The organism is Paenibacillus auburnensis (assembly GCF_927798115.1).
Lineage (GTDB): Bacteria > Bacillota > Bacilli > Paenibacillales > Paenibacillaceae > Paenibacillus_AQ > Paenibacillus_AQ auburnensis.
The window spans coordinates 147,626-161,898 of sequence record NZ_CAKMMG010000007.1 but is presented as its reverse complement, the minus strand read 5'-3'; the positions used below and the strand labels follow the sequence as shown (position 1 = coordinate 161,898).

Genomic DNA, 14,273 nt, shown 5'->3' with positions numbered 1-14,273 from the left:
TATGAGAATACGGCGTGGCTTGCTGCGGGCGCCGGATTGATTGCTCTGACTTTCGTAAATATACCTTCCTTCAGGGCAGCGTGCCCGCTATTCCGGACAAACGCTAATGGATTGATTTTTTCTTAAAACGGCCGCCTTTAACATCATGGATATTACCGATCGCAACAAATGCGTCAGAATCCCAGTCTTCAACAATCGATTTAAGCTTCGCTTCTTCCAGTCGTGTAATGACTACAAAGATTACTTTCTTATTTTCACCGGAAAAACCGCCCTCGCCATCGAGATACGTAACACCGCGTCCAAGACGCTCGGTCAGCGCTTCCCCGATATCACGGAATTTATCGCTGATAATCCAGACCGATTTCGACTGATCCAGACCTTCAAGGGTAACGTCAATCATCTTAAAGGCGATGTAATAAGCAATCAGGGAGAACATGGCATTATTCCAGCCGAATACAAAACCCGCTACGGAAAGAATAAAGAAGTTGAAGAACATGACTACTTCGCCGACAGAAAACGGCAGCTTCTTAGCAATCAGAATGGCCACAATCTCCGTACCATCAAGCGAGCCCCCGTATCTTACAACGAGTCCTACGCCGACCCCGAGAATAACGCCTCCGAACACGGCTGCCAATAAAGGCTCAACCGTAATCGGCTTTACCGGATGCAGCAATTGGGTGCCTATAGACATCAGGATTACGGCAAACAAAGTGGATAAGGCAAAGGTCTTGCCGATCTGCTTATAACCGATGACCAGAAACGGCAGGTTGAGCAGCGTCAGCAATATTCCGAGAGGAATGTTAAAAATATGGGATAGCATAATGGAAATACCGGTTATTCCGCCGTCAATCAACTCATTGGGAACAAGAAAAATTTCAAGCGCAACGGACATCATTGCCGCGCCCAGCACCATCATAACAATCCGTTGAGCCATCTTAAGTCTGGCTGTCCTCACAGACCCGGATTTTTGAGGTTTTTTCTGATCCTCATTCGTAAAGATTTGCTGGCTTACATTCATAGAACTCCCCCTATAAAAAAGTATTTAAAAGAATTATCGAAAGCATCATTTCAAGAGATACCCTCTTATATTTCTTCTTATACCTTCATTATATCACAAAAGAGGGCCAAATAAGGAATGGAACATGTTCCAGCCTTCGAAAAGCGATGTTTTTGTCCTCTTTTCGGTCATAAAAGCGGGGATAACAGCTGACAAAGGCTTTGAATCAACTTGACATTCCAGGCTCGCTCTCTAAATTTTTCGGGGTCAATAAATGGGCTGTCCTTCAAATCCTTTTCAAAGTCCGAGGCCAGCTCAGCAATACGCTCCGGACGGAGCAGAACAGCCGTCAGCTCAAAATTGGAATAGAAGCTGCGCATGTCCAAATTGGCACTGCCGATGGTGGCCAGCAAGTCGTCAATAATCATGACCTTGGCATGCATGAAACCTCTGGTGTAGCGATAGAACTTCACTCCCGCATCCTGCAAATTCTCCAGATAGGACAATGAAGCCGAGTAGACAAGCTTGTTGTCCGGTTTGGCAGGAATAATGATTCTTACATCCACCCCGCTGAGCACAGCATTCTTGAGCGCCCGGCAGATAGTCGGATCGGGAATGAAATATGGCGAGGCAATCCAGATACGTCTTCTGGCCGAACAAAGCGCGGCAAAATACATCTCCTGGGACGCATCAATCGCTCCATCCGGTCCGCTGGCTACCACCAGTACAGCTTCCTGTTCTGTACAGTTATGGGCGGGAAAAAAGCGCGGATGGCTCAGCCAGTCTCCGGCCGCCAGCTTCCAGTCCTTCAGAAATATAGCCTGCAGATGATATACAGAATCTCCCTCCAGCTGCAGATGGGTATCGCGCCAATAGCCCATTTTGGGGTCTTTGCCCAAATAATCATCCCCGACATTCATCCCTCCCGTAAAGCCAACCAGACCGTCGATAACCATAATTTTACGGTGATTCCGGTAATTAAACCTGCGGTCCAGCAGCGAATGAAGCAGCGGCAAAAAGAAATGAACCTCGACTCCCGCATGTTTTAAGGTACCGATAAATTCCCGGCTCAGATGATGGCTGCCGAGCCCGTCACACAGCAGACGCACCTTGACCCCCTGACGCGCTTTGCGGACCATCACCTCCTGGAATTGCTTCCCAATCTCATCGTCACGAAAAATATAAAATTCCAAATGGATATGTTCCCGTGCCGCCTCCATCGCCTCCAGCATGGCAGCATAGGCCTCCTGTGCATCTGGCAGTATCCGGCTGCGATTGCGGCCTGTAATATTTCGGCCGGACAATCTACCGAGCAGATAGAGCAGTTCCTCATGGCTGGTAAACGCCGGGTTTCCGCATTCCTCCGGCTTCTGGACAATTTTGATTTTACCGGAGACATGGGCACCTATTTCACTAAGCCTCGAAGGTGTACAGTGCTTGTCTATCTTCCGGCTCTGCCAATAATCCCGCCCCAGGAAATAATAGAGCAGCAGACCCAGCGGAGGGCAGCAGAAGCTAAGGACCACCCAGGCCAGTGCCCTTTGCGGACGGCGGTATTCCAGCAGCACTATGATAGCAACCTGCAGCACAAAAAGACTGAGTAAGAACACAATTATTTTCAAGCCGTCACCTCCATAAATTTCGGCAGCCTGGTCAGGCAGACCATTGCGCCTTGCCCTGACAAGCTGATTTCAGTACAGGTTTTGCCGTAACTCTCCTACTTTATTCAAGCAAACCGTTGTCATGTTCACCAAAGGGCTGGAATACATAGAGTAGTAGGACGAATCGGATGAGCCCATTGAATTACAAACCGCTGGACCGCATGAGAACACAAGGCGGCTCCCTATGCCGCAGAAAGGAGAAGCTATGAAAACTCAGCCAGATCACAACCGGATTACCCTGCTTGTTGTCCGCGAGGCCGGACGTCCGGTCAGACAGTTCCAGTTATCCAAGCCGCTTGCCCTGGCCATCCCGGCCGCAGCAGCCCTCTCCATCTCCAGTCTGGTCACTTCGATGCATTTTCATGCCTCACGATCCATTGCTGAGCTGGAGGCCGAGGCTGCTTCACTATCGCTGACCAATCTCCGGATGGAAATGAAGGTTGCCGATAAGGAACAGACTCTGCAGCAGCTCCGCAGCCAGGTGACGGAGCTGTCAGAGGAAGCAGAGAACATCCGGGATCAACTGAAAAGCGTGGATGAGCTTGAAGCGCAGCTGCAATCCCTGATTAATCCGGATGGCAATACCGGCCGGGACACAGACTCAGAGACCGATCCGCTTTCTACCTCTATGTCCACCCCCGGAACCATCCCGGCTGCAGACACAGTAGCGTCATCTACCTTGAACTATGGAGTCGCTTTCGCCGCGGAACCTGGGCCAGCTGCTGCTTCCTCTTCCCTGTCTGCCGTCAGCTTCCGTCTTGGAGCCATCTCTTCCGCATTCAACAGCACTGTAGCGCCACAGGTTGGCGGGGAGTATATCGCTGTCTATCAGGATGACCCTCTGGAGCTGGTGCAGGAAACCAGAGATGATTACGCAGAAATCCGCAGCCTGCTGGAAGAGATGGTAACCAGCATCACCACAACGATTACAGAGGCCAAGGAGGCCCAGAGCGCAGAGGCTCAATTGCAGGCTAAAAAAGCCCTCGCAGAAAAAAAACGCCTGGCCCCGGCCGTCATCTGGCCGACCCACTCCAAAATGATCACTTCCAGCTTTGGCTACCGCTCCGATCCCTTTAAAGGCGTCTCCGCCTATCATTCAGGCATTGATATTGCCGGTAGCATCGGGGATCCGGTCTACGCGGCAATGGACGGTGAGGTTACTGCGTCTGAGCAAATGGGAGCAAGAGGCAAATACATTATCCTCAAGCATTCGAACGGTCTGGAAACCTGGTACATGCATTTAAACGGGATGACTGTCACTGTGGGTGATAAGGTAAGCAAAGGCCAGCAAATCGGCACCCTTGGCAATACCGGACGAAGCACAGGCCCCCATCTCCATTTTCAGGTGGTGAAGCAGAACAAAGCGGTCAATCCCTTAGGATATGTGAACCCATAAGGCTAAGGCTTCATAGGCAGTTTTGTTCGTGTTGGAGTATTTCAATAGCGGTTAAGCTCACATAATGTTTAGGAGGGTAAAGGCATGTGGAATAGAAGCAAGCAATCAGCGCTGTTCAGGTCTACCGATTCGCTGATCGGACATGGAGGCAATCTGGAGGGCAAGGTGCAATGCGATACCAATTTACGGATTGAGGGTAACTTCAGCGGGGAAATCCAATGCCAGGGAACTGTAACCATCGGCGAACAAAGTACGGTGCTCTCCACGATCAAAGCCAAGGAGGTCATTATCGCCGGAAAAGTATATGGTGACGTTACTGCCGATCAGCGGCTCACCATGACGGGAACCGGACAGCTGCATGGTAATATCCAAGCAGGCATGCTGAGCATCATGGAAGGCTGCGTGCTGAACGGCTCTGTCATCACAGCCGAACAGCCCGCCATTGAAACTGCAGGCGGGCACACCAAAGCCAAGAAGGCTGACAAGGCAGGAAAACGCGCTTCCAAGCAGCAGAATAAGCTCGAAGCGGGCTAAGCGGGCTTAGCCCGCTTCGTTCGGCCGGGTTCACTTAAATACACTTGGGAATAGCATTGTCTCCTTAAGCGGCGACATCCCTTTTGCTGAAAACCAACCAGGAAACCCCCAGGAACAGCAGGTAGTAAACAGCCAGCACCGCTATGGAGAACCCGAGGGTAACCCCTCCCGGACCGCTGTCTGTCAGCAGATATCCCCGCAGATCCATATGTGTAAAGATTAGATATTGGGCCCACTCGAAGCGTTCGGGATTGAAGATGCTGACAAAAATATTTTTGGTAAACATAATGAAGAGCGACAGCCCGATTGCGAGACCGCTAGCCCGGAAAACGCTGGAGACCATAAAAGCCAGTGCAGCGGTCAAAAACAGCTCGATATACCTGCAGAACACGTCCAGGAAGGAATATTCCGCCGGACTCCAGGACATCTGATTCGCTACTGCGCCTCCCTCGGAAGAGGAGAAAATCAGTGATGAAGCATAGGCGAATACAATCAGCACGGCTGTACTAAGCAAGCTGAATAACACCATGGAAATGTATTTGGAGAGCAGGATTTTGGAGCGGCTCCACGGGCGGATCAGCAGCAGCTTAATCGTTCCCCAGGAGAATTCGCCCGCCACAGCGTCAGAAGCTACCACCACTGTAAAGATGGTATTCAGGAAAAAAGCGATCGTCACCGCCATCTGAAAGTTGTCCCATAATCCGGTTCCCGATGAATCTCCGCTGCTCGTATAGTAGACCAGTGCAGGAAACAGCGCACTCATGAGTGCCAGAATAAACAGCATAATCCATGTACGGACACGGCTGTAAATCTTGATATTCTCATTATGTATGAGAGCTGCGAACTCACCCAATGCCTTCACCTCCGGTAATTTCCAAGAATTGATCTTCCAGTGAACGTGACAGCGCCCTGATGCTATACACCTTGAAACCGGCAGCCACCAGCCGTGCATTCAGTTCGGCGATTTCCTCGCGTCCTGCCTCGATAGAAATTCCGCCGTTCTTCACTGCTCCGCGGCCGATCAGCGCCAGTGCAGCTTCCGGATCATTGACCTCAAACAGCGTTTCCTGGACCGGCAGCACCGCATCTCCTACCGTCTTCAGCTGTTTGACATCAACCAGACGCCCATTCTGGATAATGGCCACACTGTCACACATCAGCTCCATCTCCGACAACAGGTGACTGGAGACAAAAACCGTCGTTCCTTCCTCCTGGCACAGGCGGCGCAAATAATCCCGCAGCTCACGAATCCCCTGTGGATCCAGCCCGTTGGTCGGCTCGTCCAGAATCAGCAGCTTTGGCCGGTGCAGCAGTGCCTGGGCGACTCCCAGCCGCTGGCGCATACCAAGCGAGTATGTTTTCACTTTGTCATGAATTCTCTGGCCAAGCCCGACCAGTTCTACCACTTCATCAATCCGCTGCTTCGTAACACCCTTAACCATTCGGGCATACTGCCGCAGATTCTGATAACCGGTTAAGAATTTATACATCTCCGGATTTTCCACGATCGCTCCGATGTTGGCTACAGCTTCCTCAAAATGGTCCTTGATGCTGCGCCCGCAGATCAGAATATCGCCGCGGCTGATGGAAATCAGTCCCACCATCATACGGATCGTTGTCGTTTTACCGGCACCGTTAGGCCCAAGGAACCCGAAAATTTGTCCAGGCGGAATATCCAGCGTCAGATCACTGACCAGCGTCTTGGAACCCATTTTTTTGGTGACCCCTATCAGGCTGGCAACCGGCTTAGTCGCTACTTCTGCCGTAACTGGCATAATTTCACTTCCTTTCTTTGTTTATAAATTGAACATGTCCAAAATAAACTAATAATGCGTGGGCCGTAACTGCGGGGAATGTTTGGACTTCCGGCCGCTGTTGTCTTCCGATTTCTTGATTTTAACCGCTATTAGCGGTAGAAATCCGAAGACAAAGGCGGACACTATCGCTCCTACAGTTCCAAACTTCCCCTCCGTTACTCCCGCATCATAGGTATTATTCTTAGCATTTCAATTTATATATTTTCCATATTACCACAAACTGCCTTTTTCCTGAAAAGCAGAAAAAAAGGCAGTAATAGTAAAAAAGGCTGAATCCTTCCTCATTCGGAAGGATTCAGCCTTTTACTACTTATTACAGCCGTTCAGTACGACACGGCAATTTCTAATTAGCCTCCAACACGCGCAAGTTCACGCATATTGGCTTCAAAGGCAGCCATCAGGGCAGCTTCGCCGGTTAACCCGGTCTGTTCTACCTTGCGGATCTGCTCCAGCATCCGTTTGTAATCCTTCGGAATCACACGGACGAATTTCGGCAGTGAAGTTTCCCAGCTGTCCAGGATCCGGCTTGCAGCAGCACTGTCTGTAAGCTCTGCATGGCGGGCAATCAGGCTGTGCAGCTCAGCTGCTTCATCCGCTTCCTCTACACGCTCCAGAAGCACCATTTCCAGGTTGCAGCGTTTGATGAAGGTATTGTCCGGATCGTAGACGTAAGCGATACCGCCGGACATTCCTGCCGCAAAGTTGCGGCCGGTTGGACCAAGCACGGCCACACGGCCGCCAGTCATATATTCACAGCCGTGGTCGCCCACACCTTCAACAACTACCTTCGCACCGGAGTTACGCACCGCGAACCGTTCACCGGCGATGCCGCTGATATACGCTTCACCGCTGGTCGCTCCGTAAAGCGCCGTATTCCCGATAATGATGTTGTCTTCAGCGGCAAAGGTAGCCTTAGGGGACGGCTTGATAATCAGCTTGCCTCCGGACAACCCTTTACCCACATAGTCATTGGAGTCGCCTTCGACCGTAATCGTAATACCTTTCGGTACAAAAGCACCCAGACTTTGTCCGGCAGAGCCGGTGAAGTGCAGACGGATCGTATCATCCGGCAGACCAGCGGCCCCGTATTTACGGGTAAGCTCGCTGCCCAGAATCGTGCCCACTGCACGGTTAACGTTCGTAATCGGCAGTGAAGCTTCAACCGCCTGGCCGGATTCGAGTGCCGGTGCTGCCAGATCCAACAATTTCGATACATCAATGGTTTCTTCCAAGCCGTGGTTCTGGAATTTGCTGCGGAAGCGGGTGCTGCCTTCAGGCAGCTCCGGAGTATGCAGCAGACTGCTCAGATCCACGCCTTTCTTCTTCCAGTGACTCGAAGCACGTACAGCATCAAGGCAATCCGTGCGTCCGACCATCTCTTCAATGGTGCGGAAGCCAAGCTCAGCCATGATTTCACGCAGGTCCTGAGCCACAAATGTCATAAAGTTCACGACATGCTGCGGATCGCCGGTAAAGTTCTTACGTAGTTCCGGATTCTGTGTCGCAACACCAACCGGACAAGTGTCCATCTGGCACACGCGCATCATGATGCAGCCTACCGCTACAAGCGGTGCTGTAGCAAATCCGTACTCTTCTGCTCCCAGCAGTACAGCTACCGCAAGGTCGCGTCCGCTGAGCATTTTACCGTCGGTTTCCAGTACAACACGGTCACGCAGGTTATTCAGCATAAGCGTCTGATGCGTCTCCGCGAGTCCAAGCTCCCACGGCAGACCGGCATGACGGATGGAGTTCAACGGGGATGCCCCTGTACCGCCGTCATATCCGCTGATCAGAATAATATCGGCACGGCCTTTAGCTACGCCGGCAGCGATCGTTCCGACACCCACCTCAGACACGAGCTTCACATTAATGCTCGCACGCGGATTGGCATTCTTCAGATCATAAATCAGCTCGGCCAAATCCTCGATGGAATAAATATCATGATGCGGCGGCGGCGAAATCAGGCCTACACCCGCTGTGGAGCCGCGTACTTCGGCTACCCAAGGATATACCTTGCGGCCCGGAAGCTGTCCGCCTTCACCAGGTTTTGCCCCCTGTGCCATCTTGATCTGGATCTCATCAGCGTTCACCAGATAGTTCGAGGTTACCCCGAAGCGGCCGGATGCCACCTGCTTGATCGCACTGCGGCGGGAATCGCCGTTAGCGTCCGGAATAAAGCGCGCCGGATCTTCCCCGCCTTCACCGGTGTTGCTCTTGCCGCCGATGCGGTTCATTGCAATCGCCAGTGTCTCATGAGCTTCCTTACTGATGGAACCGAACGACATTGCTCCGGTCTTGAAGCGTTTCATAATCGATTCTGCAGGCTCTACTTCTTCGATCGGAACCGGCTGGTTCGTGGATTTGAATTCCAGCATGGAGCGGATGGTCTGGTGCTTCTTGCTCTCACCCTGAACGAGCGCCGCATACTTTTTGTACAAGCCATAGTCCCCGCTCCGCACAGAATGCTGGAGCAGATGAATCGTCTGCGGGTTGAACAAATGCTCTTCCCCGTCACTGCGCCATTGATATTCACCGCCGGAATCAAGCACCTTGTCGTTACCGTCCTTGTCGGTGAATGCACGGTTGTGGTGAATCAGTGCTTCAGCAGCTACTTCCTCAAGGCCGATACCGCCGATACGGGAAGGTGTCCAGGTAAAGTACCGGTCCACAAACTCCGAATTCAGGCCGACAGCTTCAAAAATCTGTGCACCGCGGTACGATTGGATCGTGGAGATCCCCATCTTGGACAATATTTTAACTACGCTCTTCGTCGCAGCCTTAATGTAATTCTTCACAGCCTTCTCATGCGAAATTCCGCGCAGCAGGCCTTGGCCAATCATGTCGTCCAAGCTTTCAAAAGCAAGGTACGGATTGACTGCACTCACGCCGTAACCAAGGAGAAGCGCGTAGTGATGCACTTCACGCGGTTCGCCGGACTCCAGCAGAATGCTGACCTTCGTCCGTGTCCCGGAGCGGATCAAGTGGTGATGCAGGCTGGATACAGCCAGCAGGGCCGGGATTGCGGCATTCTCACGGTCTACACCGCGGTCAGACAGAATAAGAATATTATGTCCTTTAGCCATTACACGGTCAGCCGCTTCATTCATGCGTTCCAGGGCAATGCGCATTCCTTCCGCTCCAAGCTCAGCCGGGAACAGGATCGGAATCGACATTGACTTGAAGCCGGCACGGCGGACATGGCGGATCTTCGCGAAATCCTCGTTGGAGAGAATCGGCGATTCCAGCGAAATCTGCCGGCAGCTCTCCGGTTCCGGCTTCAGCAGGTTGCGTTCCGGCCCGATCGTGGTGGCTGTAGAAGTAACCAGCTCCTCACGGATCGCATCGATCGGCGGATTGGTTACCTGCGCGAACATTTGTTTAAAATAGTTGTAGAGACGCTGCGGGCGGTCCGAGAGCACGGCCAGCGGGGCATCGTAGCCCATGGAAGCAACGGCTTCGGCACCGGTGGAAGCCATAGGCTCCAATACCTTGCGCAGATCCTCAAACGTATAGCCGAATGATTGCTGCAGCTGCTGCACGTTGTCATGCTTCGGATTTGGCAGCTCCGGAGCATCCGGAAGCTGGTCTAGGCCGATCAGATGCTCATCCAGCCACTGGCGGTAAGGCTGCTCGGAGGCGATGGCGGCCTTTACTTCCTCGTCGGAAATAATCCGTCCCTGCTTCGTATCCACCAGCAGCATGCGGCCTGGTCTCAGGCGGTCTTTATATAGTACATTCTCTGCCGGAATATCAAGCACTCCAGCTTCAGAGGATAAGATAATCATATCGTCTTTGGTTACATAATAGCGTGCAGGGCGCAGGCCGTTGCGGTCAAGCATTGCACCGATTTGCACACCATCAGTAAAGCCCATCGCGGCGGGTCCGTCCCACGGCTCCATCAGGGTGCTGTGGTATTCATAGAATGCCTTCTTCTCATCGCCCATACTTTCATGATTGCTCCAAGGCTCAGGCACCATCATCATCGCCACATGCGGCAGGGAGCGTCCGCTGAGATACAGGAACTCAAAGGTATTGTCGAACATCGCAGTGTCAGAACCGTCCGGATTTACGATCGGTTTGATCTTGCTCAGGTCTTCACCGTATACTTCGCTCTTGAACAGGGATTGGCGGGCATGCATCCAGTTCACATTCCCCCGCAGTGTGTTGATCTCACCATTATGAATCATGAAGCGGTACGGGTGGGCACGCTCCCAGCTTGGGAACGTATTGGTGCTGAAACGGGAGTGCACCATCGCAATCGCCGACTCCAGCTCTTCATTCTGCAGGTCCAGGTAAAACTGGCCTACTTGCTCGGTTGTCAACATGCCTTTGTATACGATCTTCCGACAGGACATACTTGGCATATAGAAGGATTCAGCCTCTTCCACACCGCCGTAGCGGATGGCGAGCTCGGCACGCTTGCGGATCACAAACAGCTTGCGTTCAAAAGCCAGCTCATCAGTAAGGCCCTCAGCACGGCTGATAAATACCTGGCGGACATAAGGCTTGGCTGCCTTAGCGGTCTTGCCCAGCATTTCGTCGAAGGTAGGCACATCACGGTATCCAAGCACCGTCTGACCTTCTTCTGCAATAATCTCATTTAAGAGAGCCTCGTGACGGGCGCGAATCTCCTCGTTGTGAGACAAAAAGATCATACCCACGCCATAAAAGCCCTGTTCCGGCAGTTCAAAGCCAAGCTTACTGGCTTCACCGGCAAAGAAACGGTGAGGAATCTGCAGCATAATGCCGGCTCCGTCACCAGAGTTCGGCTCGCTTCCCTGTCCTCCCCGATGCTCCATATTAAAGAGCATAGTCAAAGCGTTGCTAACGATATCATGGGAAGGTTTTCCTTTAATATGGGCAACAAAACCCATGCCGCATGCATCTTTTTCGAACTGAGGATCATAAAGGCCCTGTTTGCCGGGCAGTTCAGTGTGTCTCATCATACGCAACCTTTCTATTATAAAGTAGACGTTATCTTCACAAGAAGCGGCTGCACGTCCTTGAATCAGGTGGCATCCGCTTCACATAAAATATAAGATAAAAAGATCTAAAGAGTATAGTACCTTATATCTTAGGAAAATTTTTCAGAAAAATCTTAATAATTATTCAAGCCAGATTGGTTATATAAGTTTATCATCGACCTGACATGAGTGCAATTTAAAGTTTTTTATGAGTTTGATTAACAAATGTTTTTACGGTACAGCTTTAGTGAGTAAAAGTGTAAAAAAACTTTCCGTTGCATATTTATACACAAATAACGAATAACTTCTTATTCACTGAAAACGCTTCATTTGTTTTCTTTCCATATGATGTAACTTTTACAGTGTATTTTTGGATCAATCTAGTAAAGAATAGCAAAGAACGCCCCGGTCCGGGGCGTTCTTTGCTAATTTTATTCTATACCTCAAATTCTGATTATACAGTCAACACTTGTTCACCTTTTACCATAACTTCATTTTCCTGTTCACGGGTCATGAAATAGGTGAATGTCAACGCCAGGAACACAAAGCCGTAAATGGCCAGGAGTCCCGCATCACCCCACATGGCACTGAAATCTCCGGTGGAAATAGCTGCTTTGAATCCGCGTACGCTGTAAGTCATAGGCAGCAGCGGATTGAAGAATTTCATCCAGTTCGGAATCAGTTCCAGCGGGAAGGTACCTGCGCTTGTAGTCAATTGGAAGATGAGGATAACGATGACTACGAAACGTCCAGGCTGATCCATCCAGGTAACAATCGCTTGAATCATCCACATGAAGGAAATGCTTGTAATAAAGGTGAAGGCATAGAACAACGGTACACTTTGTACCTCGAGTCCCAAACCGTAAAGCACGATCATTGCCGCCATCAGGGACTGCAGCACACTCATCATAGAGAAGGTCAGCGTGCGGCTCATAAACCGGTTGAACCGGCTCGCCCCAATCACTTCAGAGCTTCTCATTGGAATAACGAGTGTACAGATCAGCGCCCCTACGAACAGTCCGAGCGACAGGAAGTAAGGAGCAAAGCCGGTACCGTAGTTAGGTACTGCGCTAACCTTAACCTCTTCAATCCTAACCGGCTGTGCGAACATGGACACCAGCGCATCCGTTTTGTTCACCGTGCTGGTCTGCGAAGCGGCATCGCCAAGCTTCGTGGCCAGTTCGCTTGATCCGGATTTCAGTTCATCCAGGCCATCTTTAAGCTGGCCTGCACCGTCGCTGAGCTTTTTCGAACCATCGGCTACCGATGTGAGGCCGCTGCTGAGCTGGCCTGCGCCAGCCAGAAGCTTGGATGTTCCGGCCTCCAGCGCCTTGCCGCCATCCGCCAGCTTCGCACCGCCTGCTGCCGCTTCATCCAGCTTCGCGCCGAATTGCTTCATACCGGCGGAAAGTGTATTGCCGCCTGTCTCAAGCTTCGCAGCACCTGCCAGCAGCTGCTGTTGTCCTTGCAGCAGCTGAGTGCTGCCAGCATTCAGCTGCTGTGCTCCGTCATGCAGCTGGCTGACACCAGCGTCCAGCTGCTGCGAACCGTCGTGCAGCTGGTTCGCGCCCTGTACCAGCTGCTCTTGGCCGCTGTGCAGGGAGGTCGCACCTGCCAGCAGCTGCTGCTGGCTCGCATCCAGCTGCGCTGTGCCTTCGGCTACAGCGGCGCTTGCCGCCAGCAGCTTCTGCACATCTGGGCTCGCCGCAAGCTGCGGGCTCGATTTAACCAGCTGCTGCAGGCCATCAGCCACTGCTTTGGCTCCAGCGCTTACTTTAGCGCTGCCGTCCTTGGAAGCCTTCAGACCGGCTTCCAGCTTCGCGCTGCCTTCGGCGGATGAAGTCAGGCCTGCTGCCAGCTTCGAGCTGCCATCAACCACTGACTGCGTTCCCGCTTGCAGCTTCGCAGTTCCATCTACAGCCGACTGTGTTCCGGCTTGCAGCGCTGCCGCTCCGGCTTCAGTTTTCTTCAAGCCATCGCTAAGCTGCTTGCTGCCGGCTGCTGTCTGCGATACGCCGGCCTGCAGCTTTTTGTGGGCGGCAGACAGTTGCTCAAGTCCGCCTGCAAGGGTGCTGCTGCCATTTTCCAGTGCCGCTGCACCAGTATTCAGAGCAGTCACACCTTCTGTAAGAGGTGCTACGCCATTAACCAGCTTGCCGGTACCTTCGGTCAGCACAAGCAGATTATCTCTCAGCTTCAATGCACCGTCGTCCAGCTTCGTTGCGCCGTCGGCGATTTTTGAAGCGCCATCTCCGGCATCACCAAGTCCGCTGGCGATCTCAGTAATCTTATCAAATACGGAATCTGTATAAGCTTCAGTTATCTTGGCGGATACTTTTGTCTTGATATCTTTTACAGCAGTTCCGCCGATTTGTCCGGCAAGGAAGTTGTAGCCTTCATTAGGTTCGTAAATAATTTTGGCCGGCTGCGGATCTGCATCCAGCAGGGTAGTGGCTTTGGCTGAGAAATCTTCAGGAACGATGATCGCCATATAATACGTATTATCGTCCAGTCCAGCCTCTGCCTGCTCACGGGTCACAAAGTTCCATTTGAACCCGTCCGTCTTCTTGAGTTCCTCTACCAGCTCGTTACCGGCGGCCAGCTTCGAGCCCTCATAATCGGCACCTTTATCTTCATTTACAACAGCGACCGGCAGCTCGTTCATTTTACCGTACGGGTCCCAGAAGGCTTTCAGGAACAATCCGCTGTACAGCACGGGAATGAAAAGGACAACGAACATAGGTATCAGCACTTTAGGATTCTTAAGCGCCGCGCCAAGGTCCTTAATAAACACGGATAAAGATTTCATTCTGGTTCTCTCCTTATAATCATATGCTCTTTTTATGAAGCTATAAGTCTCTCTCTATCAGAACAGTTTTCACAAAATTGCTAATCTGCTGAAAG

General features: G+C 51.7%; 8 protein-coding genes. 2 read left to right on the top strand and 6 right to left on the bottom strand.

What is annotated here, in order from left to right; all coding sequences use genetic code 11:
* Positions 1 to 103 precede the first annotated feature (103 nt).
* Positions 104 to 934, bottom strand: a complete 831-nt coding sequence (locus L6H70_RS20945; protein ID WP_236336177.1) for a YitT family protein — start codon at positions 932 to 934, stop codon at positions 104 to 106.
* A 251-nt stretch (positions 935 to 1,185) separates the two neighbouring features.
* Positions 1,186 to 2,619: a cardiolipin synthase gene (gene cls / locus L6H70_RS20940; protein WP_236336064.1), complete on the bottom strand. Its 1,434-nt coding sequence runs from the start codon at positions 2,617 to 2,619 to the stop codon at positions 1,186 to 1,188.
* Positions 2,620 to 2,863: 244 nt separating this feature from the next.
* Between cls and L6H70_RS28735 the strand changes: the two genes are divergently transcribed.
* Both L6H70_RS28735 and L6H70_RS20930 read left to right on the top strand, forming a co-directional pair.
* A complete protein-coding gene (locus L6H70_RS28735; protein WP_279306779.1) occupies positions 2,864 to 4,054 on the top strand; it encodes a M23 family metallopeptidase in 1,191 nt (396 codons plus the stop codon).
* A gap of 84 nt (positions 4,055 to 4,138) precedes the next feature.
* Complete coding sequence (locus L6H70_RS20930; protein ID WP_236336063.1) at positions 4,139 to 4,588, top strand: bactofilin family protein; 450 nt, start codon at positions 4,139 to 4,141, stop codon at positions 4,586 to 4,588.
* A gap of 64 nt (positions 4,589 to 4,652) precedes the next feature.
* Here the strand turns inward: L6H70_RS20930 and L6H70_RS20925 are convergent, their stop codons facing one another.
* The 4 genes from L6H70_RS20925 to L6H70_RS20910 form a co-directional block, all read right to left on the bottom strand.
* Positions 4,653 to 5,441, bottom strand: a complete 789-nt coding sequence (locus tag L6H70_RS20925; protein WP_236336062.1) for an ABC transporter permease — start codon at positions 5,439 to 5,441, stop codon at positions 4,653 to 4,655.
* Complete coding sequence (locus L6H70_RS20920) at positions 5,434 to 6,363, bottom strand: ABC transporter ATP-binding protein (RefSeq protein WP_236336061.1); 930 nt, start codon at positions 6,361 to 6,363, stop codon at positions 5,434 to 5,436. The genes L6H70_RS20925 and L6H70_RS20920 overlap by 8 nt, the downstream gene beginning before the upstream one ends.
* A 389-nt stretch (positions 6,364 to 6,752) precedes the next feature.
* Entirely contained in the window at positions 6,753 to 11,348 is a 4,596-nt protein-coding gene (gene gltB, locus L6H70_RS20915) for a glutamate synthase large subunit (RefSeq protein ID WP_236336059.1), read from the bottom strand.
* Positions 11,349 to 11,823: 475 nt separating this feature from the next.
* Positions 11,824 to 14,178: a YhgE/Pip family protein gene (locus L6H70_RS20910; protein WP_236336058.1), complete on the bottom strand. Its 2,355-nt coding sequence runs from the start codon at positions 14,176 to 14,178 to the stop codon at positions 11,824 to 11,826.
* Positions 14,179 to 14,273 lie beyond the last annotated feature (95 nt).